Source organism: Methylobacter sp. BBA5.1 (assembly GCF_000746145.1).
Taxonomy (GTDB): domain Bacteria; phylum Pseudomonadota; class Gammaproteobacteria; order Methylococcales; family Methylomonadaceae; genus Methylobacter; species Methylobacter marinus.
In genome coordinates this window covers 135487-161272 of sequence record NZ_JQKS01000007.1, presented here as the reverse complement: position 1 = coordinate 161272, position 25786 = coordinate 135487, and the positions used below count along the sequence as shown (strand labels likewise).

Genomic DNA, 25786 nt, shown 5'->3' with positions numbered 1-25786 from the left:
AATTTCACCGTTTAAACATAGGAGGCGCCGACGACAGGAGGCGCATCGTTCGCGAGCGATGCGCTTCACTGCGCCGCCTGGAGCGCCTGCTTTTGTTCAGCGCATCCTATGCAAGATTCCAGTTTCAGGAAGTCATTTTTAGCCTGATTCTTAGCTTTAGGCCGGGTTTGGCAACCCGGCCTTCATGAGCGGTAAATCTCATTGTTCGCCTTCTTCATCAAGGCTCGGATCGTACCAGGCGACCTTGTTGCGTCCGGTAGCTTTGGCGCGGTACAAGGCCTTGTCCGCGGTTCTTACCAGTTCCACGGCTTTCATGTCCTCACCGGCATACAGCGTGACGCCACCCATGCTGATAGTGACGCGCCCTAATGCCGAATCCTGATGGGGAATATCCAGATTCTCGACAGCCATGCGCGTGCGCTCGCAGAGTGCGTAGGCGTCGTCCCGCGTCGTCTGGCTAAGCAATATCACGAACTCTTCGCCACCGTAGCGGGCGACCAGATCAATGGATCGCCTGGCCGACTGGGATAGGGCCCGTGCTACTTGCTCCAGGCATTGATCACCTTCCTGATGGCCATAACGGTCATTGAATTTCTTAAAGAGATCAACATCCACCATGATCAGCGATATCGGCGTTCCGGAACGGCGCGCGCGCGACCATTCCTGTTCCAGGGTTATGTCGAAGCGCCGGCGGTTGGCAAGATGCGTGAGTTTGTCTTCCCCGGCGGCGTTTTCAAGGCCAAAGCGCGACAGCAAGTTATCCAGCAAATCGGCGTGCAGCAGTTGTGCCGAATAAAGCAGACTGATGGCCGTCAGCAAGACGGCCGGGATAGCGTTCCAGCCCGGTTCGCCGTCCACCACGATGAGCACGGACACGAGCGGCACCACGATGCCGGATAGAAAGGCGGCGTAGACTAATGGCAGTGCGCTAAGACGTGTCAGTCCGCTTGTGGCGATGGCGCCCTGCATGAGGATGACGAATAAACGCGTCGTCAGCGATAAATAAGGGAACAGCAATGCCGTCAGTCCAAAGCCTAGCCCCGCCGCGCCGGCAGCCAGTACATCCGGCATGATGGAGCCCCTTTTTAAGGTGTTCTCGGCGATATACCGGGATGCCCGACGGCTGGCAATCCAGTGCCAGATGCCGCCGATCATGGCGATGCCGAGCCAGGTAAGGAAAAGGGTAAGAGGCAGTTCGCGCCAGAGATAAACGGCGAGCAGGGTGACATGGATGCAATGGACGGCAAAAGCCGGCGCCGCGCGCCTGTATAACTGACGGAGCAGGTGTGCGAAAAGCTGGTGGGGATTAACCACGGCAAGTCGCCCCGATTCTAATGAAAGTACGGGGACTCAATGCCTGGTATTTTTTTATCGCGATTGAAGCACAGGAGAGGTTTAAGTGTGGCTATTATTCCGTAAATCAAAACCATGTCCTCCTTATTAATTGACACTTTTTATATTAGTGGCGCATTTTGGCAGGACCAGGGATATAAAGCAAGATCAGGACCAAGAAGCGTGCCGGTTGTCCATTATTGATGTTCAGCGCTGGAGGAATAAATGCTCGGCGTGCAGTCTGGAGTCAGGTCGGCGGCAGGATATCCCGTCGCCGACAGGCTATCTTTAAGGCTTTGCCACGGTTCTTCGGCTTGCCGCGCAAAAAATAAGGCGCATGATGGCTCCCTGGGATTTTGCTGATAATCAGTTCCAATAGTGAATTAGGAACGCGCATAAAATAACTTCCTTAAGTGCGCGGATGAATTTCCGGTGTAGTTGCGGATTTACTTGTGCCCTTCAGGGTATCCGCATAGTGCGAGTACCCTGAAGGGCACAAGTACCCATAGGGCATAAATGAATTCGTACCTACAATTCCCTGATTTATTCCATGCCTATTACTTAATGAACCGCTTAGGTAGATGAGCCGCGCTCAGGGCTGCATGGGAACAAGAAGTTAAACATCCCGGTTGCCTGATTAAGTCATAACTATGAAATATCACACTATTCCAATAGTCCCAAACTATCGAAAAGAGCAAGAAACGGAAAAGAAAGCCCTGTAAGCATAAGCAACCAATAAAAAAAACCTGCTAACAACCTATCGAATCTACTGGTATTACATTGAAGCAATTCAGCATCCGCATAAAGTGAGGATAATGAGCTGCGTTTAAGTTTTTTCGTTATGAATTCTGGTAATGCTAAAGCTTGTGCAACGTTAATAATATCCCAGCCACTCACAAACTCGATACCAAGCGCATGCTTGGTTTTAGGATTTCTTCTTAGTTTGCAAACAGTTATTTGTCCAAACGCAACATAAAGTATCATTACAATAACCGACATCCCAATCAGGATTCCAACAAGCAGTGTCATTATCTTCATAAGGAGCCTATCCCGTTCACAATGGAATCATAAACATTTCCGGCATTATCCTTTGTAACATTATTAGCCCACGTAGAAGTAGCAGCCGCTACGCCCGCCACTGCAACACCACCAACTATCAATCCTACCCATCCTACTGGAGTTGCGATTACCAAAAGCCCCAGCGCAACACTACCTATATTTACTACGGCTGTACCAGCGATGGCACTGGCCGCAAAACTACTGGACTCAATAAACAACTCACGCTCCAAATTCCCACCAGCCTGATAACCGAATGGTTGGCTGATGATATATCCGGATCAGTCCAGGCATCGGCTGGATGCGTTTATTAAACGCCTCAGTCAAATACACCTATTTTGTATAAAATTACGAGTAACAATGTATATAAATTGGATGCCAGGAAACTTCCCCAGAAAACTCTAGCGAATATCCGATCAAAAAGGGTAGTATTTTGATATAGCGCTTGGTAATCAGCGGCCAGGAATGACAAGGTAGAGCGGCTAGCTCTTTCTCTAAACCATTTAGGAGCAGATAATGCGCTAGCTACATTAAGAATGTCATAGCCACTTACAAACTCGACACCAAGTCGCCCTTTCATGTTTGGGATCTTCCTGAGTTTGCGAACCGTCAATTGACCAAACAACACATATAAAATCCAGGAGAAGAAAATTCCAATGCCACCCAAAGCTAAAAGTTTTGAAAATAAACTCATCTTATATCCAGTGAAGTCATTATTGAATCATACCAGCCGCCGCTAAACTCCTTGAATATACTATTTATTAACATCGATGATCCAGCTGCAGCACCCGCAACAGCCGCTCCTCCAACAATGAGTCCAACCCAGCCTGCTGGCGTGGCAGCCAGCAAAAGCACTAATCCTACTTTTGTAACAGCCAGACCCACTCCAGCACTGGCCGCAAAACTACTGGACTCAATAAACAGCTCCCGCTCCCATTTCTCGCCTGCTTGATAACTGTTATGAATGTTACCCGCCCGGCTGGTGAAATCGATTACGGCAAGGCCATTGCCCAAAAAACTGGCATGTTTAGAGAACCTGACCAGATCACTGGCCTGTATCTGGCTGGTAACTTTGAGCCTGGCGACGTTCCGGCTGCTTCCGGCAATGTTGACGGCTCTTTGCGAACTGGTCAAGGGCGTGCCTCTATTCGACTTGATCTTCGCTGTTACGGCGTTAAGCTCATGACGAAATTGTATCTGCAGTCTTTCAAAGGCGGCATGCGCCTTCTGTCTGGCCAAAGCCTTTGTGGCTGAATTCGACTTTATCGCCGCCCGATATTCCATGAGTGCATCCTGATAATTTTTCACTGCTCCCGCAAAACCGCCAATGCGGTCAGCATATACGCTGGTTGCGGCGCCCATTAAGCCAATATTGTATTCCTGCAGCTTTTTGGTGATTTCAGAAAGCACGAGAACATTGTCTTCACCGAACGATAATGAAAGATCGGTCAGTTCCTTGGCGACCGGCCTGGGCGCGAGCTGGGATAACAGGCTTTGGCCAGCCAATGTGCTTCCGCCCATCAGGTACGGTGTATAAGCCTGCAGCGTGTCGGGGTTGGAGCAGCCCTGACCGGTCAGGGTGTCGATGGGAATGTCGCAGGTATTCCGTATATGATTTGCATCCAATGGCTGATTGCACAATAAGATTTCACTCATTTCTCTTCTCCTTGATTCAATAAAAATCCAGCGTGATGAATTAGACCTGACGTGTGAGCTGCGCGATAGCGCGTCCTGATTGACCGGCGTGGCGGTAACGGGCTCCAAGAGGCTAACAATCTCCTGCTATGGCGGCGTTAGTGACGCCTTGCCCATTCGCGAGTAAATGACGACCATTAAAACGGATATGATGAGGGTTGGCATGAACATAAGCTGCCCTAATGCCCGGTGATCAGCATCAGGGAAAAAGACGGTGAAGAGCCATCCGGCGATTAGGTTCAAGATGATTGTAAACGCGGCAATCCAGAATGCCTGAATGAAAAACCTTTTCATTGATATTTCCTAAATCCTCAATGACCTGCGCAATCGGGCGTCAGGTTGATCTATTTGTTGCGCCCGGGATAAGCGTGAACTTATTGGCTGAAACTCCTTTGCCGGAGAACCGGGGCCGATTAACATTCAACCTATGGGGGCGGATTATAACGACTAAACGCCGGCAGGGGCAACATTACGCAATATCGCAGGGAGGATGCTCAGTCCGAGTGCAAACAATTGTCGATGCTCTGGAATAATTTGGCAAAATCATCGCATTGCAACTGATTAATGTGAATAAACAGATTAATAGTCAATGTCTTATGAACACGCATAAAATAATTTCCTCAAGTGCGCGGATGAATTTCCAGCCTTATGCCGGGTTTCCGCAAGGCTCCAACCCAGCCTACCTGCTACTGTGGCTTAGCACCAACAGTAGGCGTTTTAGGCGACGCAGGGCAGAAAAATGCTCCTCGGTAATTGCTCCTGCATTACTCTACTACACGCCATCCATGGCGTTATGCATTTTCTGCATTCATTACATCCCTGTAATTCAGCAGTTGTCGAGGAGCAAATATCTGTCCCTGTAGTCATTCGTGGTGAAATATTCAGGCTAACGCGCTTCCATATCTTCCAGTTCAATATTGAGCGCTTTGGTCGAGATCAGCAGCTCGCTGACCGATGCCAGCAGCGACAGGATTATGAATACCATGCTGAGGCCAAACATTATGTTGCCGTAGGTTTGCAATCCGAAAAAAATCAATCCCATGGCGATTATGCAGCTGATTATGCCGATCACCGCCAGCAATTGCATGGCGATAATAAAGCGTATGCGTTTTCTCAGGCTTTCAATTTGTTTTTTGGCTACTGGACTTTGGGTTTTGTTAAACAGGTTATGCTGTTCGCGAATGCGGCTGGCGATGGCCAGGAAACGGTTCGCGTATGCCAGAAACAGGACCGAAATGGCAGGAAATAAAAGCGCCGGGGTGGTGATGGTGATATTCATTGGCTGTTTGAAAGTAATAATTATAGGTATAGGCAGCAATGGTCGATGTTATCGTCATGCCGGCGCATTGGCGCACAAGGCGGATAACTGCGCCTGTTGCAGGCATGACAAGATAATGCATTGCCGCGATGCCTATTATAAGGCGGATTCGGTTTAAAACTCTTCCCATTCGTGGTCATGGACCGCCGATGCGGCGGGTACCGGTTGCGAAGTCATGGCTTTGATGAATGCCGACGCCTGTAGGCCAGGGTTATCGATCGGTCGCCTGGCTGTGGCGGTTTCCGCGTGGGCCACATTAAACATGGCGAGCAGATGGGTCATGGCGGTCGACTGTTCGCTCATGGAAATGCTGGCGGCCGAGACTTGTTCGGCCAGGGCGGCATTTTGCTGGGTAATGTCATCCATTTGCGCGACCGCCTGGTTGACCTGCTCGATGCCGGCAGACTGTTCGGTGCTGGCTGTGGAAATTCCGGCGACGATATCGCTGACCTGCTTGACGCTGTTGACGATTTCGCTGAGCGCGTCGCCCGTTTCATTGACGAATGCCGATCCGGCCCGCACTTTTTGAATGCTGGTCTGGATCATCTCTCTGCTTTGTCTGGCGGCAGTGGCGCTGCGCTGTGCCAGATTGCGGACTTCCGTCGCCACGACCGAGAATCCCCGGCCTTGCTCGCCGGCTCTGGCGGCTTCCACGGAGGCATTCAAGGCCAGAAGATTGGTCTGGAAGGCGATTTCGTCAATGACGCCGATAATTTCGGCAATCCGGGTGCTGCTGTCGTTGATTTCCCGCATGGCCGTGATCGCGGCTTCAACGACGCTGCCGCCTTTTTCGGCCAGTTGCCGCGCTGAATCGGCCACCTGGTGGGCCTGTCTGGCATTGTCGGCGTTTTGCTTGACGGTGCAGGTCAGTTCCTCCATGCTGGAGGCCGTCTGTTCCAGGCTCGCGGCTTGCTGTTCGGCGCGTTGCGACAGGTTGTTGTTGCCGCTGGCGATTTCCTTGGCCGCCGTGTCCATGATGCCGGATGCTTCCTGGACTTCGCTCACCAGGCTCCTGAGATGGGTGACGGTGTCGTTGACGCCAATTTTCATCTGATTAAAGGTGCCGAGGTAGTCCCGGTTGATGGTTTGAGTCAGGTCGCCTTTGGATAAAGCGTTGGAAACGCGCAGTACATCATTGAAGCCGGTGTCGCAGGTTTCCATCAGGCCGTTAAGATTGGTCAATATGTCCTTGAACATGAATTCGAATCGGTCGGCATTGCCGCGCTGTGAGAAATCGCCTTTTACCCCGGCTTCGACCAGTCGTTTTATTTCTCCGTTGATTTCAAGCAGCGTGCTTTTAACGTTATTCATCGTCTCAGTGATGATGATCGTTTCGCCGGGCAGGACATCCATGTCGATGGAAAAGTCGCCCTTGGCATACTGGGTCATAATATGGATCAGTCGCCTATTGATCGCTATCCGGGATTGAATCAGTTCATTGACTTCTTGCGCCATCCTGCCGAAAGTGCCGGGAAAAAGGGACGCGTCGAGTTGCTCCTTGACCCAGCCTTCCGCGTGTTTTTGCGCCATGATGCCTTGAGCGGTCACAAAGGCATTGATGGCGTCCTGCATGGTTTTCATGGCGAGTAACAACGCGCCGATCTCATCCTTTTGATCGGTTTCAATCGTTGAACTCAGGTCGCCGACCGCAATGGCGTTCGCCACTTGTTGCGCGGTGTTGATCGAGCGCAAAATGCCCCGGCTGATTACCAGCGTCAAGGCGAGGGCCAGCGCCACGCTGAAGACAAAAATGCTGATCAGGCCGATGCTGTAGTGGCGGATGGTGGTTTTCGCCTGTGCTTCGTCCGCCAGATTGCGCGAATTCGCGTAACGCACTACGTCATCAATGGCCAGGCGGTGCTGTTCGTATGCGTGCCGCAGATTCCGGAGACTGGCTGTGGCAAGATCGCGCTGGCCTGTTTTGATGGCCGGCAAAAAGCGCTGTTCGGCTTCGTGGTAAAAGTTTTGCGCGGCCTGATAAGAGCGCTCGAGTAAGGGAACGGTCAATTCCGGCTCCAGATGCTGGTCCTGCCAGAAGCGGTGACGGGTTTCATAGTCGGCCTTCAAGGTTTGAAAACGCGCTGTCAAGGCATCGGTTTCAGTGGGGGAGACGGCCTGGGATAATTGCAACGCCACCATATAGGATTCAATGATGTATTCGGGCGGCGGCAGGACATCGGCAATAATATCCTTGCCCTGAACGATGCGCTCATAGACAGGGCCATTGACATTGAGCGTGGTCATGGCCTGGAATGTACAAATACCGAACACGGCAAAGCCGATAACCAGGGCGGTGACAATGACCGTGAAGCGCATTTTAAGGGTTAACTGGTTCAAGCCTGCGATATTTTTAAACATTATGAGGGCTCTCCTTCTGCGAGTGATATTTTTCTTATTAAGCGGTACCGGTACGGCCGCGGTGATAAATGACTTCTTGTGTTAAATTTTAAGGGTGATTATCGTTCAGGGCGCCGCAAGCCATTGCCTTCATTAGCGCTTTGATTTCATGGCAGGGAAGTGATGAGACATTCGCGTGGGCCTCGGAACAGCTGGCGGCCGCCGTGATGCATCCGGCCAGCGTGTTTCGCGAACTTGTTAAAGCAAGAGGCTTATTTCAGGCATCATCCCGGGCTTTGGCTTTTATTCCGTTCGTAAAGTGATGCGCTATGACGGTTCCGCGACAATATCGATGGATAGAATACGGTTTTCGTCGAGCCTGAGAGACAGCGTTCTGCACAGCTGGTCGGTATGAAAATCCCTGTAGTGTTCGGACGCGACCAGACGGTTATTGGTGCTGGCATGTTCGAGTGCCAACAAATGGTAGAAATAAGGCCGCCAGGACCAGTTGAAGCCGATTTCCCTGGGTTCTTCAAACCATTTGCCGCCGGCGAAATTAAAATTCGATGAAATCTGGTTGCCTTCGTTATTGCATAAGTAAAACCGGAGCACGCCGCTTTCTTCGAATGGATGTGCCGACAATTCGTCCAGGTTGAAGTCGCTGACCAATGCCTGCCGGAGGATTTCCACCAGCGCCTTGATTTTGCGGGTGGATTGCATTTTCTGGCGTTCCCTGAGCAATGTCTTTTTCAGGAATTTCTGCCTGAGCGATTCGATATGCCGCCGATGGTGGTCCGGGGCCTTGAACACGGCTTCGGCCGGCGAAAACAAGTGGCCCTGCACATATTGGGTGCCGCAGCTCAATGCATAAAAGAATTCATTGTCGGTTTCCACGCCTTCGCAGACGATGCGGCACGCGGTACGCATGCTCAAGCGGTTCAGCAAGTGCACCACCTCATTGGCAATGCCGCCCTTGACGGCCTGTTTGAACAGACGCATGTCCAGCTTGAGAATATCGGGCCGGATAGCCATGATCCTTTCCAATTGCGAGAAGCCGGCGCCGAAATCATCGATGGCGACTTTCAGGTCATGCTTGCGATATTCCCTGACCACGGCGGCTATCTTATCCAGGTCGCAATGGGATTCAGTAATCTCAATGATAATCCGGCTTCTGTCTATATTGAGTTTGTCCAGCATTTGCAGGGTGGGCAATGCCTTCAGGTCCGTGACGTGATCGATCCATGACGCCGAGATGTTGATCGCCAGATAGCCTTTGTAATTTAATTGGCTGAATTGTGTTAGTGCCTGATGGCGAACCATGCGATCCCAGGCTATCAATTGCTCTTCAGGTATGGAGGGGGAGGAAAACAATTTGCCGGCGGAAATAACCTGACCCTGTTCATCATATTGTCGGGCTAATGCTTCATAGCCGACAATCAGCCCGCTGGCGATGCAGAAAATGGGTTGAAAATAAGGGAACAGTATTTTTTCCGGATTCACTTGGCTGAATTTATTTAATGAGTTCTGCCATTGAGATAACATTTTTTGCCACGTCGCCTATCGTTATGTTGCTGTTCATAGCCAGTTTCCTAAGGGTGTGATAAGCATCATCTTCTGTCAGTCCCTGGTGTTGGGTTAAGAGTCTTTTTGCCCGGTCTACCAATTTACGTTCTTCAAGCCTGCATTTTGTTTCCAGTAATTGCTTTTTAAGCCTTTGTTGTTCCCTGAAGCGGGCGATGGCGATAGTGATGATGCTGTTAATGCGGCTGGTTTCAAAGCCGTTCACCACATAAGCGCTGACGCCGGCTTTCATGATTTGGTCGATCGCATGAACGCTGTCATCATCCGCAAAAATAATGACGGGCAGGGCGCCAAGTTGTTCGATGGTCTGAAAATACTTTTGAGGGCTGTATATATTGAAAATAGCCAGGTCGGGTTGGCTGATGGCCGCCAGGGTAGGGATAGGGTCGCCCGAGCCCCTGTTAATTACCGAATATCCATGCCGCACGAGCGTTTCCGCTAGTGACGGTTCGGTGACTTTGTCTTCAATCAAGAGTGCTTTTAGGCTCATCTTCGCGCTGAAGCATAAGTCATGCCATAAGCGGTAAGGAGTGGGAATGCGGCTTAATAAGGGGATGGAGAGGTTTACCTGGGTATTTCACCACGAAGGGCACGAAGGCTTTGAAATTCAAATGCTTGTTAATGTTTCCGTAGGCAATTCATGAACTGACGGGAAGCAAATGACAATACCTTGATTTTCTTCGTATTCTTCGCGATCGCTGGGGTGTTATGAAATAGCCGGGTTTGACGGGAGCTTGTTTGCACCGATATGGTGCTAATGGACTAATTTGGTGCATTTAACGCGGTTTGGGATCGGAAAGCCTGTCCCGATCAGGGTGGGGAAACTGATTGGATTATTGAAAGGAAATGTAGCCGGGCAAGCCTATCCACCCGGCTACAAACAAGGTCTACGCAAAGCAATGTCAGTAGAGCGGGCCTTTGGAACTCACTCTACAGACATACTGCCTTGGGTCGAATCAGTTCGACCCTGCGGGCACGAAGCATGGGCAAGTCGACCGCATAACATCGTGCCTTAGGAACGTGAATTTTCTACCTACCTCCTGCATTCACCCCGTGGATGGGGTGAATGCAGAGAAATGACGGGATCATTTCCTGTCCATGCAGTCATTGAACAGGAACCGAAATCCTGCCTCACGCGGGTCCTGTTTCATTTTCGTTCCTAAAAGAAAATATTATTTATTTTTGTTGCGTTCGTTGACTTCTTTAATCACTTCATCTGCCACGTTTTTAGGGCATGGCATGTAATGTGAGAATTCCATCGAGAACTGGCCGCGACCGGAAGTCATGGTACGCAAGTCGCCGATATAGCCGAACATATCGCTCAGCGGCACGTCGGCTTTGATACGCACCCCGGTAACACCGGCATCTTGCGATTTAATCATGCCGCGGCGACGGTTCAAGTCGCCGATCACGTCGCCAACGTTCGCTTCAGGCGTAAACACGTCCACTTTCATGATCGGTTCCAATAATTGCGGAGCCGCTTTAGGAATGGACTGACGATACGCTGCGCGAGCGGCGATTTCGAAAGCGATAGCTGACGAGTCAACTGCGTGGAAACCACCGTCGGTCAGGTTTACTTTGAAATCCAGACATGGGAAACCTGCCAGCACACCTTTCTCGATACTGCCTTTGAAGCCTTTTTCAACAGCTGGCCAGTATTCGCGCGGTACGTTACCGCCGGTCACGGTCGATTCGAATACAAAACCGCTGCCTGGCTCGCCCGGCTCGATGATGTAGTTAATTTTCGCGTACTGGCCAGAACCACCGGACTGCTTCTTGTGGGTGTATTCGTCTTCCACGCGTTTGGTGATGGTTTCGCGGTAAGCCACTTGCGGCTTGCCGACGTTCACTTCAACGCCATGAGTACGCTTCAGGATGTCCACCTTAATATCCAGGTGCAACTCGCCCATGCCTTTGATGATGGTTTCACCGCTTTCCTCATCGGTTTCGACGCGGAATGAAGGGTCTTCCTGCATCATCTTGCCCAAGGCAATGCCCATTTTCTCGTTGCTGCCCTTGTCTTTAGGCGAAATGGCGATAGAGATAACGGGATCAGGGAATACCATCGGCTCCAGAGTAGCCGGTTTATCAGGATCGCACAAAGTATGCCCGGTCTGAACGTTTTTCAAGCCGATCAACGCGACGATGTCGCCGGCTTGTGCCGTTTCAATTTCGGTACGGGTATCGGCGTGCATTTCCACCATCCGGCCGACTCGCTCGGTTTTGCCGGTATAGGTATTCAACAAGGTATCGCCTTTTTTCAGACGGCCTGAATAGATCCGGATGAAGTTCAAAGCGCCAAAGCGGTCGTCCATGATTTTAAAGACCAATGCGCGCAATGGACGGTCGGCATCGACGATCGCGTGTTCGCCGGTCGGGTTGCCTTCCAGATCGACTTCGGGCTGTGGATTGACTTCAGTAGGGCTGGGCAGATAATCAACAACGCCGTCCAGTACCAGCTGCACGCCTTTGTTTTTGAATGAAGAACCGCCGAAAGTCGGGAAGAAATCCATGTTAATGGTGCCCTTGCGGATGCAGTGCTTGATCTCCTCAATACTGGGCTCTTCGCCTTCCAGATATTTTTCCATGATTTCGTCATCCTGATCGGCAACCTGGTCGATCAGCTTGGCACGCCATTCTTCCACATCTGCTTCCATATCGGCAGGCACGTCCGTAATTTCGTATTTCAGCGGGTCTCCGGAATTATCCCAAATCCAAGCCTTGCGGGTTAACAGATCAACCACGCCGCAGAATTGGTCTTCGCGCCCGATAGGCAGGGTCATCACGACTGGCACGGCACCCAACACGTCTTGGACTTGTTTGACAACACGGAAAAAATCGGCGCCTAGCCTATCCAGCTTGTTGACGTAGACCAGACGCGCTACTTTGGAGTCGTTGGCATAACGCCAGTTGGTTTCCGATTGGGGCTCTACGCCGCCAGAACCGCAGAATACACCGATGCCGCCGTCGAGTACTTTCAATGAACGGTAAACTTCGATCGTAAAGTCAACGTGCCCCGGGGTGTCGATGACGTTAAAGCGGTGGGGTTGAAACTGGTTCTTGCTACCTGGCCAGAAACAGGTAGTCGCAGCGGACTGAATGGTGATACCGCGTTCGGCTTCTTGATCCATGAAGTCCATGGTTGATTCGCCTTCGTGAACCTCACCCAGTTTATGGATCTTTCCTGTGAGCTTTAAAATACGTTCTGTAGTGGTTGTCTTACCAGCATCAACGTGTGCGAAGATGCCGATATTTCTGTAAAGCGATAAATCAGTCATGTTTGTACTCTAGTTGTATAAAAAACTTTTGCCGTGACTACTCTTAAATAAATTACTCAAGAGGGTTCGTACCGGGGCGCAAGAGCGACCTGCCGCAGATGTTCAATTTACTCCGCAGCCGCAGAAAAACCATTGGTTTGGATAAAACGCGCAGGATATTTACAGATTGCTCAAGGCCAAGTGAGGTAGCGTTGTTAAAGTCACTGTCACCGCTCACTCGTCCAGATTCGAAAGGGCGCTATTTTAACCAAAAGCGAGACAGAAATACAGGAAACCGTTAATTTGTATTAAAAATAACAAAATCCCCGCATTGGAACTGCTTGCGCCGCCTCGGTTAACCGGAGCAGAACCGCTTTTGCTGTCCTGCTCCGAGTTTTTAAACAGTCTGACTGTTTAGATAATCTTCATAATTGCCGTTGAAATCGACGATGCCGTTCGGCGTCAGTTCGATAATGCGTGTCGCCAGGGAGGAGACGAACTCGCGGTCGTGGCTGACGAAGATCAGCGTGCCGGGATAATTCTCCAGGGCCAGGTTCAGCGATTCGATCGATTCCATGTCAAGATGGTTGGTCGGTTCGTCCATGACCATGATGTTGTTTTTCTGCAGGATCAGCTTGCCGAACAGCATGCGACCCTGCTCGCCGCCGGAAATGACTTTGACCGATTTCTTGATTTCGTCCTGAGAGAACAGCAAGCGGCCCAGTGTGCCGCGTATGGTCTGGTCGTCGTCGGTTTCCTTGCGCCACTGGCCCATCCAGTCGATCAGGCCCATGTCCTCTGCGAAATCGTCGGCATGGTCCTGGGCAAAGTAGCCGACCTCGGCGTTTTCCGCCCATTTGACTTCGCCCGTGTCGGGCGTCAGGTCGCCGACCAGCGTGCGCAGCAGCGTCGATTTACCGATGCCGTTAGGACCGATGACGGCCACGCGTTCGCCGGCGGCGACCATCAGATTCAGGTTTTTGAACAGCGGTTGTTCGCCATAGCCCTTGCTCAGGTTTTCGACTTCCAGTGCCAGGCGGTGCAGTTTCTTGGTCTGGTCGAAACGGATAAACGGATTGACCCGGCTCGACGGCTTGACTTCGTCCAGCTTGATCTTCTCAAGCTGCCGGGCGCGCGAGGTGGCCTGCTTGGCTTTCGAGGCGTTAGCCGAAAAACGACTGACGAAGGTTTGCAGTTCGGCAATCTGGGCTTTTTTCTTGGCGTTGTCGGCCAGCAGGCGCTCGCGCACCTGGGTCACGGCGGTCATGTATTCGTCGTAGTTGCCGGGGTAAAGGCGCAGTTCGCCGTAATCGAGATCAGCCATGTGCGTACAGACGCTGTTCAGGAAATGGCGGTCATGGGAGATGATGATCATGGTGCAGTCGCGCTCGTTCAACACGCCTTCCAGCCAGCGGATCGTGTTGATGTCGAGGTTGTTGGTCGGTTCATCAAGCAGCATGATGTCGGGATTGGCAAACAGGGCCTGGGCCAGCAGGACGCGCAGTTTCCAGCCCGGCGCGACGGCGCTCATGAGGCCGTAATGCTGTTCCAGCGGGATGTCGAGTCCGAGCAGCAATTCGCCGGCCCTGGCCTCGGCGCTGTAGCCGTCCATTTCGGCAAACTCGACTTCCAGTTCGGCGACCTGCATGCCTTCTTCCTCGGACATTTCCGGCAGCGAATAGATGCGGTCACGTTCCTGTTTGACGCGCCAGAGCTCTTTATGGCCCATGATGACGGTGTCGATGACGCTGAATTCCTCGAACGCGAATTGATCCTGGCGCAGATTGCCCACCCGTTCGTTGGGCGTGATCGAGACGGTGCCGGAGCTGGGTTCCAGTTCGCCGCTCAATATTTTCATGAAGGTGGATTTGCCGCAGCCGTTGGCGCCGATCAGGCCGTAGCGGTTGCCGTCGCCGAACTTGATGGAAATATTTTCAAACAGGGGTTTGGCCCCGAACTGCATGGTGATGTTAGCTGTAGAGATCAAGATTTTGTTCCGAGAATGTGTATGGACTAAAGAGTAGGGTGGCCGGTCGGCCGCTTTTTATCGAGCGACTGCTTGTTTACAACAGCAGTTTGTCATTAATGGCTATAAAGCGGTCGGCCGAGTAAATCAGCGATGGCGCCGTCAGTGCCGGCACGCCATAGACTTCCGTGGTTACCGGATAACTGCCGCGGACTTTATTGAGCAGCAGGTCAAAGTCACCATCGCCCGATAATAAAATGATGACATCGACTTTGGGCGCATATTCGATGACATCGAGCGTAATGCCAACGTCCCAGTCACCTTTGGCTGAACCGTCGCTGCGCTGAATGTAGGGTTTCAGTTTGACTTCAAAACCGATATTTCTGAGTATTTGCTGAAACCCCTGCTGTTTGCTGTCGCCTTTGTCTATGGCATAAGCGAACGCTGCAACCACGTCTCTGTCGGCCGTGGCGCGATTCCAGAATGCATGGTAGTCGAAATGGCGCTGATAGCTTTGCTTGACGGTGTAATAGATATTCTGCACATCGACAAAGATGGCGACTTTTTCCATATCGCTATTTTATATACGCACAGCAGTAGTCGGTGGGTGTTTTAACCTTTATGCTGAATTGCGCGTTAGCCGGCACATCGAATGATTGACCGCCTTTAACGGTTTGCCATTCATCGGTTCCGGGCAGCAGTACATCCAGATCACCATCAAGGATTTCCATCACTTCCTTGTCGGCGGTATTAAACGTGTATTCGCCCGGCAGTATGAAGCCCAGGGTCTTTGTCGAGCCGTCGGCAAAACGAATGGTACGGCTGCTGACATTGCCGCCGAAGTAGACATTGGCTTTTTTAACAACCGATACATTATTGAATTCTGACATTTTCTGTCCTTAAAGTTGATACTGGATAAAGATAAAAAAAGACCGCAATGATAACAGATTGTCTCGCCGTTGTTTTGATTTCGCGTATGTTTCAGGTCCGGGTCTCTGGATACGCGTCCGGGCTTGCGTTGTTTGCATGGCTCGCGGTCAGTGTTTGTGCCTATGGCGTCAGGCGGGAAAAGGGTGTAGTTTCAGCCAGACACTCTATGGAGGCCTGGCCATGAAGTATGCATCAGTCCTGTTGGTTGTGTTTTTTTCACTGGCGGCTTGCGGCCCTCCCACAGTGCAGGAGGTGCGATATACCAGGGATACGTTCGAGCCGACGGCTAACGTCGAGGTTTTGGATACCTGGCCGCGCGATCGCAAGTACCGGCAAATAGCGGAACTTGAGGTTAGCGCGGGCGATCATGCCAATGATGCTCTGGTGGAGAAGGCCAGGGAAATGGGGGCGGATGCGATAGTCATCGGGCCAGCCTTCCAACATAGCCAGGTGCATGTGCCCATCGATTCGGCCATCAATGGCGCTTCCCGCAGTTACCGGGCCGTCCCGTTAAATAGAGTGCGCGGCATAGCGATAAAATTCGAGCCGTAGTTTTTTGCCATATCGATAAGCGGGTTTTATTACGTCTTGCGGACGGCAAAAAGCCTTGGGGCCGAGTCCTTGTGTTCCGCGCCGTAAATCGTATCGACTTTGAATGCCTGTTTGCCCAGTTGCCCGCACCAGTGCTCGACCTGTTCGGTTTCCCGGTCGCCGCCCGCATGGCCCGGATAGGCGAGGATCGTGATAAGCCCTCCGGGCGCCAATAGCCTGCTCGCGCCGTGCAAGGCCTGTAATGTCGAATCGGTTTGGGTGATAATGCTCTTGTCGCCGCCCGGCAGATAGCCCAGGTTGAACATAATGACGCTGATTTTTCCATGCTGTTGGCCGGGGATTTTTTCAGTCATGCGCGCATGACTGGCATGAATTAATGTCAGGCAGTCGGGACGGCTGAATTGCTCGCATCTTGCCCGGGCACAATCCAGCGCCGCCTGTTGAATGTCGAAACCGTAAACCCGGCCGGTCGGCGTTATGTGTTCAAGCAAAAACAAGGTGTCGTGGCCGTTGCCTACCGTTGCGTCAATGGCGATATTGCCGGGCTGGAGTTTGTCTTTAATAAGATTATGGGCTTCTTTAACCAGGGAAATGCGTTTCATGATAGCGTTGGATGTCGCAGGATAAGGGCAAGGGCGTGTTATTCAGCAGGCAATCGGCAAAGCGCTGGCTGTACCAGGGAATCTGTAAGCTGCCTTTGGCGCCGAAACCATTGAAAATGGCGATGCGCGGATACCGGGGATGATGGCCGATAAACGGATAGCGGTCTCTGGTGCAAGGCCGGATGCCGGCTTGCTGATTGATTAACGTGGTTTTAAGCACGGGGGCCCGTTGTTGCAGTGCGGCCAATAAAGCGTTTCGGGCCGTATCGGTGATGTCGGTGTTTAAAGAGTCGCGTTCGAAGGTGGCGCCGATACGGATCTGGCTGTCATTGAGCGGGATCAGCCAGTTGCCGTAATTAAGGATCTTAGCGGGCAGTTGGCCGGTATGCGACAGCGTTAGTATCTCGCCTTTTGCCGGTTGAAAGGGCAGCCAGGAAAACCAGGGGCCCCGGCTTGCGTGATAACCGGTACAGAAGATGATTTGTCTGGCCGAAATATCCTGCCAGCGCAAGGACGGTTCGAGTTGAATATCGTGGTCATCGAATTCCGCCAATCTGTAACAGTCGCTGGCGATAAAAAACTCTTTCAGGCAACGCAATAACGGTCGGGTCAATAAATAACCGGTCTGTTTTTGCTCTATAAAACCGAAAGGCGTTTTCAGAGAGGATATGGCGTTGTCGGATGTTGTGATGGCGCCTAAGTAATTCTCATACTCGGGATCGTCAAGCCGCTTCCGTCCGTGATTTAACTCGGCTTCATTACGAAAAAGCCGCAGCATGGCCTTTTCAATATAAAAAGGCTGATGAAAAAAATCGGATAAATTCGAGTAATACTGTTTCGCTGCCGGCAATAAGCTGTCGACATCGGCGGATTTTACGAAGCGCAGGCCAGTAACGGGATTGATGAGTCCCGCGGCCACCTGCGAGGCATTCTCCCGGCCGTTATCGATAATGACGACTGTGCGGCCTTGCTGTATCAGTTCCCAGGCGAGCAGGCTGCCGGCCAGTCCCTGGCCGATGATCAGAAAGTCGATATTCATGATGCGATTAAGGCCGATGATCTTTGTTAATGCTGGTCTTGAGTTGTTTCAAATAGCGTGTCTGTTTAGCGTATTTGAATGATTTCGACATCAATATTCGTCAAGTCGGACCAGGCAATATCCGCGGTTAAAGCGGGCAGGCGCTGTTCGCGCGCCAATCCCAGGCAAGCCCGGTCGCCTAGCGAAAGTCCGTAGCGCCGGGTTCGGGGAATAAAGTTAGCCGCATGCAGGGCATGGGCTTGAGTAAATGGGATGATTTCTATTGAAGTTTCCTTTATTTGCTCCATTAGCGGTGCGGCATCAATGCCGTCACGAATCAATCTGCCCGCCACTTCGCTTAAGTTCACGGTGGAAATGCAGGAGTCTTCAATATACTGTTCTACCATCTCATGTCCTGTTTCACGGAACAGGAAGGCTAACAATGCCGAAGCATCGAGTACAATCATTCTCTTTCCGCTGCCTTTCTTCGGTCCTGAATCAATTGCTCAACGACATTATCCGGCTTTTTTCCGTGATAAAGCTTGTCAACCAATTGTTGCAGGCTGGTGACAGGTTTTTTAGTGTTCAGGCAAACTTCGGTCAGAATATTGCGCACTTCGGCTTCCACGCTCAGTCCGTCTTGGGCAGCGCGAATGCGTAATGCCGCATGGACGTTTTCGGGCAAATTGCGTATCGTTAGTGTCGGCATGGCTATTTTTTCGATAGTAGGAAATTTTTACTATAGGGATTGACAGCATTGCTGTCAATCCGCAAAACAGCGGAGAGGGTTATCGCCGATTGCCAGGCAAGTGTTATTTCGCGGTCAGCGCTTCGCCATTGAAACTAATGCCGCCCCAGCTGTATTTCATGAAATTTCTGATGTTTTGATGTCCTGTGCCGTCAGGGTCGTTCAGAACATCAACACGGTAGTAGTCACCGAACAGGTTCAGCGTCTGCTGCTGGTCAAGCCCGTGAAGCCGGGCGAAGGCGAAAATCTTGCAGGAGCCTTCGTTGGTGCCGGCGGCATTGGTTAAGGCGTCGCCATTCTGGCCGTTGCTGAATTCCGTCGGTTGGTAATGGTAGTTTTCGGTAATGACGGCGATGGTTTCGTCAAAACTGACGGGGCTGTTGCTGGTGATTTTTTCAATAAATGTAGTCAGTGACATGGTCAATATTTATTTAGTTAACGAAGAAGGCTTGACAGGCTTTTGAAATCGGGGTGCGCGGCGTCTCTAAGCCATTCGAACAGGACCGATTCGTAATTGGTAATCGCGGCGCCGTGCTGTTGCATGCGCTGCAAGGCGTAGAGCTTGTGCTCGGCTTTGCGGGAACAGACACCATCGGCGGCTACATGGACCTGATAGCCTTGGTGCAGCAGTTCAAGGGCGGTCTGCAGAACGCAGACATGGGTCTCCTGGCCAACCAGTATGATTTGCTGACGCTGGCTGTCCCGCAGTGCCTGGTTAAAGCCGTTGGCGGCGCAGCAGGAGAAGCCGGTTTTTTCGAAGACCTGTGCGGTTTCGGGCAGTTTTTCCACGACGGACGCATGGGTCGGGCCCAAGCCTTTGGGATATTGCTCGGTGACCAGTACGGGAATGTTCAGCCGGCCAGCGGCTTCAATCAGTTTGCCGGCATTAGCGGTCATCAGTTCCGCATCCGGTTCAGGCATGGCGGCCGATAATTTGGCTTGCAGGTCGACAACGACCAGCAGGCTGTTGTCCGTCGACAGGAGATCAGGGTGTGTGGACATTGTTACCTCAGGCGTGCTTCATAATGCGTGCTTTTTCCCGCTGCCAGTCGCGGTCCTTTGAAGAGGCGCGTTTATCGTGCAGTTGTTTACCTTTGGCCAGGCCGATTTCCAGTTTGGCGCGGCCCTTTTTCCAGTACATGGACAGCGGGATGATCGTGTAACCCTTACGTTCCACGGCGCCGATCAGCTTGTTGAGTTCATGACGGTTCAATAACAGCTTTCTTGAACGGATGGCTTCCGGTTTGACATGGGTCGATGCCGAGTTCAGGGCGGAAATATGCGCGCCGAACAGCCAGGCTTCGCCGCGCTTTAATGTGACATAGCTTTCTTTCAGTTGTACGCGACCGTCGCGCAGACTTTTTACTTCCCAGCCTTCCAAAACAAGACCGGCCTCAAACCGCTCCTCAATAAAATATTCATGAGTGGCCTGGCGATTCTGGGCAATTGTGTTGTTTTGCTGCTTCTTATTTTTCTTGGACTTTTTATCGGCCATAGTGTGCTGGTTGAGATTTTTAGACTGACGGAAGGGTATAATTTTGCTATTTTACTCGATTTACTGAAAAAATTGAGTTTTTTAATAGAGATAACAGGCACTCAAATGACGGATACAAAAAAATCGATTCATGGTGAATGGTCATCACGCTTGGCATTTATCCTTGCAGCTACGGGTTCGGCGGTTGGCCTGGGGAATATCTGGAAGTTCCCTTATATCACAGGCGAAAACGGCGGCGGAGCATTTGTTCTCGTTTATTTACTGTGCATAGCCTTCATCGGTATCCCTATTATGATTGCGGAAACGATGCTCGGGCGCCGGGGCAGGCAGAGCCCTATCAACACCATGGAAACGCTGGCCGCCGAGGCTGAGGCGGATACCAATTGGCACTATGTGGGCTGGATGGGCGTTATCGCCGGTTTCCTGATTCTTTCTTATTACAGCGTTATCGCCGGCTGGGCTTCGGCTTATGTCCTGAAAGCGTTTACCGGCAGTTTTTCAGGTACGGGCGCGACCGAAATAAAAGCGCTTTTTGACGGTTTCGTCGCCAGTCCCGCGCAACTGATCTTCTGGCATACTTTGTTTATGCTGGCCACGATGCTGATTGTGGCGCGCGGCGTCAGGAGCGGGTTGGAAAAAGCCGTGCAATTTTTAATGCCGGGGCTGTTTGTGCTGATGATTTTGCTGGTCGGCTATGCCATGACGACGGGCGCTTATGAACAAGGTCTTGAATTTTTGTTTAGTCCGGATTTTAGCAAGATTACCGGCGATTCCGTGTTGACCGCGATGGGCCACGCGTTTTTCACTCTGAGCCTGGGCATGGGAGCCATAATGGTATATGGATCTTATTTGCCCAAGGATGTGTCTATTACGAAAACGGTGTTTTTAATTGCCGGTTCCGATACGATTGTGGCCTTATTGGCCGGCATTGCCATTTTCCCTATCGTTTTCGCTAACGGATTGGAAGCGGGTTCCGGCCCCGGCCTTATTTTCCAAACGTTGCCGATCGCTTTCGGCAATATGAGCGGCGGCTGGCTGTTCGGTATTCTTTTTTTTGTGATGTTGGTGTTCGCGGCTTTGACGTCGTCCATTTCCCTGATTGAGCCGGCTGTTACGTGGCTGGTGGAGAATAGGGATTTAGACAGGGAACAGGCCTGTATCTGGGCAGGCTTGGTGACATGGCTGTTGGGTTTAGGGACCGTGTTTTCATTTAATTTATGGTCTGATTTTACGATTTTCGGCAGAAATATTTTTCAATTAATGGACTATCTGACGGCCAATCTATTATTGCCTATCGGCGGTTTTTTGGTCGCGGTGTTTGCCGGATGGATCATGAAGCAGCAACACAGCGAGCAAGAACTGCAAATACCTGGCACACAGGGTTATCAGGTATGGAAATTTTTAGTCTGTTACGTTTCTCCCGCGGCTGTTTTTTTGGTTTTTCTGAATGTGGTTGGGGTTATCTGAATGACCGTTGTAGAAAAAAGCGCATTGGTGAAGTTTTCCGCCCAGCAGATGTTCGATCTGGTCAATGATATCGAAGCCTATCCGCGCTTTTTGCCGTGGTGCAGCGGCAGTCGAATCCTCAAGCGCGAAGACGATATGGTTGAAGCGGAGCTGGTGATTTCCAAAGGCGGATTCAAAAAATCCTTTTCGACAAGAAATAAAATTGATGAAGGCGGCAGGATTACGGTGTCCTTGTTGGAAGGGCCTTTTTCCTATCTGGAAGGAACATGGGATTTCATGCCGTTGCGCGAGGATGCCAGCAAAATTTCCCTGAATCTGGAATTCGAGATGCCGGGCGTACTGGCGAATCTGGCATTTGGCGCGGTATTTAACCAGATATGCAACACCATGGTCAGTTCTTTTACTCAGCGGGCCAAGGAAATCTATGGCTGATGTGCTGATTGATATCGAAGTTGCCTATGCCAAGCCGGAAGAGCAAGTGATTTTGGTGCTTAAACTGCCTGAAGGCTCGTCCGTCGAGCAGGCGATAAAAGCTTCCGGAGTGTTGGCCCGGTTTCCGGAAATTGATCTGTCCGGGAGCAACAAAGTCGGTATTTTTGGCAACGTCTGCGGGATGGATCAGGTGTTAAAGCAGGCCGATAGAATAGAAATTTATCGGCCTTTGCTGATTGATCCCAAGGATGCGAGGCGGCGAAGGGCGGCAAGAGGTTAAAATTTGCAGCGCCATTAGTGTGGGGAGATGCAGGGCGGACTTAATTCAGCGAGGCATCGAGTCGTCGGGATAGTTTATCGTGGGTTCCGAAGTTGCCGGGCCAGGTTCCGTCAAGCGATCGGATTCAGTCGAACGATCAATGTCATCGATGCCGAACAGGTTGGTGATTTTTTCCCACATGGTTTTTTCGAGATCCCGCGGCGGCAAATCCACCGTTGTTTCTTCCGATTCTTTGATCACGGGCAAGGCGCTGGGTTTAAAATCGCCTTGAATGCCGATGACTCGATCACCGTCGAAGAACAGCGAGACTTTTTTCTGCATTCTGGGTTCGCCGCCGGGTTGATTGGAGTAAAGGTAATCCCAGCGGTTTGGGTGAAAAGCATCCGTCAGCATGGGGGAGCCCATGATATACAGCACCTGGCGCTTGTTCATGTTGGGGCGGATCTGATCGATCATGGACTGATCGATCATGTTGCCTTGCTGAATGTCTATGCTGTAGACGCCGGGTAAATTATTGAGAATGGTGGAGCATGAGGCAAGCGTCAGGCTTGCCAGCAAAGTCAAAGAAAAAAGCGGCTTTCCCATTTGAGGCGACGGAATAGTTTGAAAAAAGATAAAATCATACCCGATGTTAAGCGATTATCCTATTAAACAGTCATGCGCTTCATGCTAAAAAAAAGCTACAATGTGCGATACCCTATAGATAGCCGACAGTTAATCGGCAAAAGCGGAGATTTATGTTGGAAACGCAAGATTTAAAGAATGCAGGACTGAAGGTCACGTTGCCTCGGGTCAAGATTCTGCAAATTTTAGAAAACCAGATTGATGAGCATCATTTAACGGCTGAAAAGGTTTATAAAATCCTGTTGAGCGAGGATGAGGATATCGGTTTGGCCACGGTTTATCGGGTTCTGACCCAATTTGAAGCAGCGGGACTGGTAACGCGGCATCACTTTGAGGGAGGGAACTCTGTTTTTGAACTGGCTAAAGGTGATCACCATGATCACATTCTCTGCATGAAATGCGGCAAAGTGGATGAATTCACCGATGAGCTCATTGAAGCGCGGCAGCGAGAAATCGCGGAAAAACTCGGTTATGAGTTAACCGATCACAGCCTTTATTTATATGGCTATTGTTCTGCCTGCAGAAAATCCTGATTCCCCCTAACTTACAGACTTCATGTTTAAGCCTCTTATTTTTTATATTGGCTTGCGTTATACGCGAGCTAAACGCCGTACGCAGTTCATTTCTTTCATTACTTTAACTTCGGTTCTGGGGATAGCCCTGGGGGTCACGGCGCTGATTACGGTCCTGTCGGTCATGAACGGTTTTGAAGCCGAGTTGCGCGAGCGGATTCTCGGCATGACATCGCATGCCACGATTACCGGCAACCAGGGCCAGTTGAATAATTGGCGGGAGTTGCATCCGCGCGTCAAAGACTATCCGCATGTAGAGGCGGCTGCTCCTTTCATCGACGGACAGGTCATGATTAATGCCGGCAGACGCGTCAGCGGTACCTTGCTGAGCGGAATTCTGCCTGAATACGAGTCCTCTGTTTCGGATGTCGTTAACAAAATGCAGGTAGGGCGGCTGTCCCAGTTGGTTCCCGGTGAATTCGGCATTGTCCTGGGCGCGGAGCTGGCGGGTCACCTGGGCGTTATCGTCGGCGACAAGGTCACTGTCATCAGTCCGCAGGTCAATTCGACACCCGCCGGTATCATGCCCCGGATGCGGCGTTTTACCGTGATCGGTATTTTCCAGGTCGGCATGTATGAATATGATCGTAATATGGCCATCATTCATATCGATGATGCGGCTAAATTATTCCGATTGGGGGACGCCGTTTCGGGGCTCAGGATCAAGTTGGATGATCTGTTTAATGCGCCGCGGATCACGCATGCTATGGCGGCCGATTTTTCTCATGAATACCGGGTCAGTGACTGGACGCTGGCGCACAGCAACTTCTTCCGCGCGATTCAGACTGAAAAACGGGTCATGTTCATTATCCTGCTGCTGATAGTGGCCGTGGCGGCCTTTAATATCGTTTCGACGCTAGTCATGGTGGTCACGGACAAGCGCGGCGATATCGCTATCCTGAAAACCCAGGGACTGACGGCACGTTCGGTCATGGGTATTTTTATGGTGTTAGGCACTGTCATTGGCGCTGTAGGTACGCTTCTGGGTACCATGGGCGGCATCGTGCTGGCGTTAAATGTCGAAACCATCGTGCCGGCGATTGAGAAATTATTTCAGGTTCAGTTCATGGCGGCCGATGTCTACTACATCAGTCAACTGCCTTCCAAGCTCGTATGGTCGGATGTTTATGCGATCGCGGGCATGGCCTTCTTTCTGTCGCTGGCCGCGACAATTTATCCTGCCTGGCAGGCGTCCAAAGTAAATCCAGCGGAAGTTCTGAGATATGAATAAATCTAGCATTCTGGAATGCCGGCAATTAACCAAGCGTTATAATCAGGGCGGGCTGGACGTTGAGGTCCTCAAGGGCGTTAATTTAACGATCGGGATCGGCGAGCGCGTCGCCATTATGGGCGCCTCGGGGTCGGGCAAAAGCACGTTGCTGCATTTGCTGGGCGGACTGGAAAAATCCAGCGGCGGAGAAGTGGTGCTGGATAATGTCAATTTGAATAAAGTCAGCGCAACGAGACTGGCCAGGTTAAGAAACAGTTCCCTGGGCTTTATCTATCAATCGCATCATTTACTGGGTGAATTTACCGTGTTGGAGAATACGGCGATGCCATTGCTGATTGCCGGTCTTTCGGTAAAACAGGCGCGTATCCGTGCCATAGATTTATTGCAGCGGGTGGGGCTGGGACATCGTATCGAACACAAGCCGGGCGAGTTGTCAGGCGGAGAAAGGCAGCGCGCGGCCATAGCCAGGGCGCTGATCAATAATCCCAAATGCGTTTTGGCCGACGAGCCGACCGGTAACCTGGACAGTAAAACGGCTGACCAGGTTTACCAGTTAATGCTGGAGCTGAATCAGGAGCTGAATGTCAGTTTTCTGGTGGTGACGCACGATCATGATCTGGCGTCAAGGATGGGCAAGGTGCTGCATATGGAAGACGGAGTGATTGTCGGGTGAGTCCCCGCCAGGGTTAGACAGCGCATGCTGTTTAACCCTGGCGCTCGCGTTTTATCTTGCCTTTCTTGCGGCCCATTTCTTGGCGACATGATGGCGCCATAATTCCTTGACGCCGAAATAGCCGACGACGGAAGTAATAATGCCGATCATCAGGCAGCCCAGAAGAAAAGGTTCCCAGGCCTGACTGAGCCCCGACATGACGCTATCCATCGAAAACTCAAAGCCTTCGCTGGGTAAAGGCTGATTTAGCGCCCGAAGCCCAACCAAATAGGCAAAATAAAACATCGGGGGCATGGTCAGAGGGTTGGTTATCCAGACCAGGGCGACGGAAATAGGCAGGTTGGATCTGAGATACAGCGCCAGCACGGCTGCAATCGCCATTTGTCCAGGTGTTGGAATCCAGGCTACAAAAAGACCTACGGCGGCGGCCATGGAGACTGATCGGCGATTTAAATGCCAGAGATTGGGGTCATGCAGTTTGTCGCCGAGAAACTGAAGATTCTTGTGGTTTTTAATCGCTTCAGATTTGGGCAGGTATTTTTGTATCAGTTTTTTAGGCATTGTGGTTATATCAAAAGTCACTTAATCACCTAAGTCTATCAGGTTTTTGTTGACCTCAA

The 25786-nt window shown here is 51.2% G+C and carries 31 protein-coding genes; 7 read left to right on the top strand and 24 right to left on the bottom strand.

The annotated features are described in order from the left end of the window. Nucleotides 1–198 precede the first annotated feature (198 nt). The 15 genes from EK22_RS06735 to EK22_RS06670 form a co-directional block, all read right to left on the bottom strand. Nucleotides 199–1314, bottom strand: a complete 1116-nt coding sequence (locus tag EK22_RS06735; protein WP_020160749.1) for a GGDEF domain-containing protein — start codon at nt 1312–1314, stop codon at nt 199–201. Nucleotides 1315–1579: 265 nt separating this feature from the next. Next, on the bottom strand, nt 1580–1729 hold the full coding sequence (locus EK22_RS24645) for a hypothetical protein (protein WP_020160750.1): 150 nt from the start codon (nt 1727–1729) through the stop codon (nt 1580–1582). Nucleotides 1730–1995: 266 nt separating this feature from the next. Next, a complete protein-coding gene (locus EK22_RS06730; RefSeq protein ID WP_020160751.1) occupies nt 1996–2370 on the bottom strand; it encodes a hypothetical protein in 375 nt (124 codons plus the stop codon). Beyond that, nucleotides 2367–2609, bottom strand: a complete 243-nt coding sequence (locus EK22_RS06725) for a hypothetical protein (protein ID WP_198014549.1) — start codon at nt 2607–2609, stop codon at nt 2367–2369. The genes EK22_RS06730 and EK22_RS06725 overlap by 4 nt, the downstream gene beginning before the upstream one ends. A 98-nt stretch (nt 2610–2707) precedes the next feature. Continuing rightward, nucleotides 2708–3082, bottom strand: coding sequence for a hypothetical protein (locus EK22_RS06720; protein ID WP_036249191.1), 375 nt, complete (start codon nt 3080–3082; stop codon nt 2708–2710). Beyond that, complete coding sequence (locus tag EK22_RS06715) at nt 3079–4152, bottom strand: hypothetical protein (RefSeq protein WP_235209233.1); 1074 nt, start codon at nt 4150–4152, stop codon at nt 3079–3081. Before EK22_RS06715 ends, EK22_RS06720 begins: the two co-directional genes overlap by 4 nt. 18 nt (nt 4153–4170) lie before the next feature. Continuing rightward, nucleotides 4171–4377, bottom strand: coding sequence for a hypothetical protein (locus tag EK22_RS06710; RefSeq protein WP_020160755.1), 207 nt, complete (start codon nt 4375–4377; stop codon nt 4171–4173). Between the two features lie 592 nt (nt 4378–4969). After that, nucleotides 4970–5362 carry a DUF2721 domain-containing protein gene (locus EK22_RS06705; RefSeq protein ID WP_020160756.1) on the bottom strand — a complete coding sequence of 131 codons (393 nt, stop codon included), beginning with the start codon at nt 5360–5362 and terminating at the stop codon, nt 4970–4972. A 153-nt stretch (nt 5363–5515) separates the two neighbouring features. Then, nucleotides 5516–7759 (bottom strand): methyl-accepting chemotaxis protein, encoded by a 2244-nt coding sequence (locus EK22_RS06700; protein ID WP_036249185.1) that lies wholly within the window; start codon nt 7757–7759, stop codon nt 5516–5518. A gap of 306 nt (nt 7760–8065) precedes the next feature. Further along, nucleotides 8066–9280 carry an EAL domain-containing protein gene (locus tag EK22_RS06695; RefSeq protein ID WP_051954556.1) on the bottom strand — a complete coding sequence of 405 codons (1215 nt, stop codon included), beginning with the start codon at nt 9278–9280 and terminating at the stop codon, nt 8066–8068. After that, nucleotides 9249–9809: an ANTAR domain-containing response regulator gene (locus tag EK22_RS06690; protein ID WP_036249181.1), complete on the bottom strand. Its 561-nt coding sequence runs from the start codon at nt 9807–9809 to the stop codon at nt 9249–9251. The genes EK22_RS06695 and EK22_RS06690 overlap by 32 nt, the downstream gene beginning before the upstream one ends. Nucleotides 9810–10491: 682 nt before the next feature. Next, nucleotides 10492–12597, bottom strand: a complete 2106-nt coding sequence (gene fusA / locus EK22_RS06685) for an elongation factor G (RefSeq protein ID WP_036249179.1) — start codon at nt 12595–12597, stop codon at nt 10492–10494. Between the two features lie 376 nt (nt 12598–12973). Then, complete coding sequence (locus EK22_RS06680; RefSeq protein WP_081917781.1) at nt 12974–14563, bottom strand: ABC-F family ATPase; 1590 nt, start codon at nt 14561–14563, stop codon at nt 12974–12976. 76 nt (nt 14564–14639) lie between these two features. Continuing rightward, nucleotides 14640–15113, bottom strand: coding sequence for a LabA-like NYN domain-containing protein (locus EK22_RS06675; RefSeq protein ID WP_020160763.1), 474 nt, complete (start codon nt 15111–15113; stop codon nt 14640–14642). Nucleotides 15114–15117: 4 nt separating this feature from the next. Beyond that, nucleotides 15118–15432, bottom strand: a complete 315-nt coding sequence (locus EK22_RS06670) for a pyrimidine/purine nucleoside phosphorylase (RefSeq protein ID WP_020160764.1) — start codon at nt 15430–15432, stop codon at nt 15118–15120. 220 nt (nt 15433–15652) lie between these two features. Here EK22_RS06670 and EK22_RS06665 point away from each other — a divergent pair, with 220 nt between their 5' ends. Then, nucleotides 15653–16024, top strand: a complete 372-nt coding sequence (locus EK22_RS06665; RefSeq protein ID WP_020160765.1) for a hypothetical protein — start codon at nt 15653–15655, stop codon at nt 16022–16024. A gap of 29 nt (nt 16025–16053) precedes the next feature. On the opposite strand, the gene EK22_RS06660 is transcribed toward EK22_RS06665, so the two are convergent. The 7 genes from EK22_RS06660 to smpB form a co-directional block, all read right to left on the bottom strand. Beyond that, a complete protein-coding gene (locus EK22_RS06660; RefSeq protein ID WP_036249176.1) occupies nt 16054–16626 on the bottom strand; it encodes a tRNA 5-(aminomethyl)-2-thiouridylate-methyltransferase MnmM in 573 nt (190 codons plus the stop codon). Then, complete coding sequence (locus EK22_RS06655) at nt 16604–17665, bottom strand: NAD(P)/FAD-dependent oxidoreductase (RefSeq protein ID WP_036249173.1); 1062 nt, start codon at nt 17663–17665, stop codon at nt 16604–16606. The genes EK22_RS06660 and EK22_RS06655 overlap by 23 nt, the downstream gene beginning before the upstream one ends. A gap of 65 nt (nt 17666–17730) precedes the next feature. Continuing rightward, on the bottom strand, nt 17731–18111 hold the full coding sequence (locus EK22_RS06650) for a type II toxin-antitoxin system VapC family toxin (protein WP_036249171.1): 381 nt from the start codon (nt 18109–18111) through the stop codon (nt 17731–17733). Further along, nucleotides 18108–18353 (bottom strand): FitA-like ribbon-helix-helix domain-containing protein, encoded by a 246-nt coding sequence (locus EK22_RS24890; RefSeq protein ID WP_020160769.1) that lies wholly within the window; start codon nt 18351–18353, stop codon nt 18108–18110. Before EK22_RS24890 ends, EK22_RS06650 begins: the two co-directional genes overlap by 4 nt. A gap of 103 nt (nt 18354–18456) precedes the next feature. Further along, complete coding sequence (locus EK22_RS06640; RefSeq protein WP_036249169.1) at nt 18457–18810, bottom strand: HopJ type III effector protein; 354 nt, start codon at nt 18808–18810, stop codon at nt 18457–18459. A 17-nt stretch (nt 18811–18827) separates the two neighbouring features. Further along, a complete protein-coding gene (locus EK22_RS06635) occupies nt 18828–19394 on the bottom strand; it encodes a hydrolase (protein WP_036249166.1) in 567 nt (188 codons plus the stop codon). A gap of 7 nt (nt 19395–19401) precedes the next feature. Beyond that, nucleotides 19402–19887, bottom strand: coding sequence for an SsrA-binding protein SmpB (gene smpB, locus EK22_RS06630; protein WP_020160772.1), 486 nt, complete (start codon nt 19885–19887; stop codon nt 19402–19404). Between the two features lie 105 nt (nt 19888–19992). Between smpB and EK22_RS06625 the strand changes: the two genes are divergently transcribed. From EK22_RS06625 to EK22_RS06615, 3 genes are read left to right on the top strand one after another with little or no spacing between them, the layout of a single operon-like run. Continuing rightward, nucleotides 19993–21354 carry a sodium-dependent transporter gene (locus EK22_RS06625; protein WP_036249163.1) on the top strand — a complete coding sequence of 454 codons (1362 nt, stop codon included), beginning with the start codon at nt 19993–19995 and terminating at the stop codon, nt 21352–21354. Further along, entirely contained in the window at nt 21355–21786 is a 432-nt protein-coding gene (locus tag EK22_RS06620) for a type II toxin-antitoxin system RatA family toxin (protein WP_036249161.1), read from the top strand. Nucleotides 21787–21793: 7 nt separating this feature from the next. Beyond that, on the top strand, nt 21794–22066 hold the full coding sequence (locus EK22_RS06615) for an RnfH family protein (RefSeq protein ID WP_235209236.1): 273 nt from the start codon (nt 21794–21796) through the stop codon (nt 22064–22066). Nucleotides 22067–22111: 45 nt separating this feature from the next. On the opposite strand, the gene EK22_RS06610 is transcribed toward EK22_RS06615, so the two are convergent. Continuing rightward, complete coding sequence (locus EK22_RS06610; protein ID WP_369798188.1) at nt 22112–22630, bottom strand: outer membrane protein assembly factor BamE; 519 nt, start codon at nt 22628–22630, stop codon at nt 22112–22114. 173 nt (nt 22631–22803) lie between these two features. Between EK22_RS06610 and fur the strand changes: the two genes are divergently transcribed. Genes fur through lolD form a run of 3 tightly spaced genes read left to right on the top strand, consistent with a single transcriptional unit; the run spans nt 22804 to nt 25166 of the window. Then, on the top strand, nt 22804–23223 hold the full coding sequence (gene fur / locus EK22_RS06605) for a ferric iron uptake transcriptional regulator (protein ID WP_020160777.1): 420 nt from the start codon (nt 22804–22806) through the stop codon (nt 23221–23223). A 22-nt stretch (nt 23224–23245) separates the two neighbouring features. Then, on the top strand, nt 23246–24493 hold the full coding sequence (locus tag EK22_RS06600; protein WP_020160778.1) for a lipoprotein-releasing ABC transporter permease subunit: 1248 nt from the start codon (nt 23246–23248) through the stop codon (nt 24491–24493). Further along, on the top strand, nt 24486–25166 hold the full coding sequence (gene lolD / locus EK22_RS06595) for a lipoprotein-releasing ABC transporter ATP-binding protein LolD (RefSeq protein ID WP_020160779.1): 681 nt from the start codon (nt 24486–24488) through the stop codon (nt 25164–25166). The genes EK22_RS06600 and lolD overlap by 8 nt, the downstream gene beginning before the upstream one ends. A 51-nt stretch (nt 25167–25217) precedes the next feature. Here lolD and EK22_RS06590 read toward each other — a convergent pair whose 3' ends face one another. After that, the gene (locus EK22_RS06590; RefSeq protein ID WP_232216392.1) at nt 25218–25748 is read right to left on the bottom strand and encodes a DUF2062 domain-containing protein; all 531 of its coding nucleotides are present in this window, start codon (nt 25746–25748) and stop codon (nt 25218–25220) included. Nucleotides 25749–25786: the final 38 nt, after the last annotated feature.

Bases quoted from the DNA above. Each gene is read 5' to 3' on its own strand.
- fusA (WP_036249179.1), bottom strand. From the start codon at position 12,597: ATGACTGATTTATCGCTTTACAGAAATATCGGCATCTTCGCACACGTT.
- EK22_RS06670 (WP_020160764.1), bottom strand. From the start codon at position 15,432: ATGTCAGAATTCAATAATGTATCGGTTGTTAAAAAAGCCAATGTCTAC.
- EK22_RS06660 (WP_036249176.1), bottom strand. From the start codon at position 16,626: ATGAAACGCATTTCCCTGGTTAAAGAAGCCCATAATCTTATTAAAGAC.
- EK22_RS24890 (WP_020160769.1), bottom strand. From the start codon at position 18,353: ATGCCGACACTAACGATACGCAATTTGCCCGAAAACGTCCATGCGGCA.
- smpB (WP_020160772.1), bottom strand. From the start codon at position 19,887: ATGGCCGATAAAAAGTCCAAGAAAAATAAGAAGCAGCAAAACAACACA.
- EK22_RS06600 (WP_020160778.1), top strand. From the start codon at position 23,246: ATGTTTAAGCCTCTTATTTTTTATATTGGCTTGCGTTATACGCGAGCT.
- EK22_RS06710 (WP_020160755.1), bottom strand. From the start codon at position 4,377: ATGAAAAGGTTTTTCATTCAGGCATTCTGGATTGCCGCGTTTACAATC.
- EK22_RS06700 (WP_036249185.1), bottom strand. From the start codon at position 7,759: ATGTTTAAAAATATCGCAGGCTTGAACCAGTTAACCCTTAAAATGCGC.
- fur (WP_020160777.1), top strand. From the start codon at position 22,804: ATGTTGGAAACGCAAGATTTAAAGAATGCAGGACTGAAGGTCACGTTG.
- EK22_RS06650 (WP_036249171.1), bottom strand. From the start codon at position 18,111: ATGATTGTACTCGATGCTTCGGCATTGTTAGCCTTCCTGTTCCGTGAA.
- EK22_RS06620 (WP_036249161.1), top strand. From the start codon at position 21,355: ATGACCGTTGTAGAAAAAAGCGCATTGGTGAAGTTTTCCGCCCAGCAG.
- EK22_RS06640 (WP_036249169.1), bottom strand. From the start codon at position 18,810: ATGTCACTGACTACATTTATTGAAAAAATCACCAGCAACAGCCCCGTC.
- EK22_RS06635 (WP_036249166.1), bottom strand. From the start codon at position 19,394: ATGTCCACACACCCTGATCTCCTGTCGACGGACAACAGCCTGCTGGTC.
- EK22_RS06730 (WP_020160751.1), bottom strand. From the start codon at position 2,370: ATGAAGATAATGACACTGCTTGTTGGAATCCTGATTGGGATGTCGGTT.
- EK22_RS06655 (WP_036249173.1), bottom strand. From the start codon at position 17,665: ATGAATATCGACTTTCTGATCATCGGCCAGGGACTGGCCGGCAGCCTG.
- EK22_RS06705 (WP_020160756.1), bottom strand. From the start codon at position 5,362: ATGAATATCACCATCACCACCCCGGCGCTTTTATTTCCTGCCATTTCG.
- EK22_RS24645 (WP_020160750.1), bottom strand. From the start codon at position 1,729: ATGCGCGTTCCTAATTCACTATTGGAACTGATTATCAGCAAAATCCCA.
- EK22_RS06675 (WP_020160763.1), bottom strand. From the start codon at position 15,113: ATGGAAAAAGTCGCCATCTTTGTCGATGTGCAGAATATCTATTACACC.
- EK22_RS06720 (WP_036249191.1), bottom strand. From the start codon at position 3,082: ATGAGTTTATTTTCAAAACTTTTAGCTTTGGGTGGCATTGGAATTTTC.
- EK22_RS06665 (WP_020160765.1), top strand. From the start codon at position 15,653: ATGAAGTATGCATCAGTCCTGTTGGTTGTGTTTTTTTCACTGGCGGCT.
- lolD (WP_020160779.1), top strand. From the start codon at position 24,486: ATGAATAAATCTAGCATTCTGGAATGCCGGCAATTAACCAAGCGTTAT.
- EK22_RS06625 (WP_036249163.1), top strand. From the start codon at position 19,993: ATGACGGATACAAAAAAATCGATTCATGGTGAATGGTCATCACGCTTG.
- EK22_RS06690 (WP_036249181.1), bottom strand. From the start codon at position 9,809: ATGAGCCTAAAAGCACTCTTGATTGAAGACAAAGTCACCGAACCGTCA.
- EK22_RS06695 (WP_051954556.1), bottom strand. From the start codon at position 9,280: ATGTTATCTCAATGGCAGAACTCATTAAATAAATTCAGCCAAGTGAAT.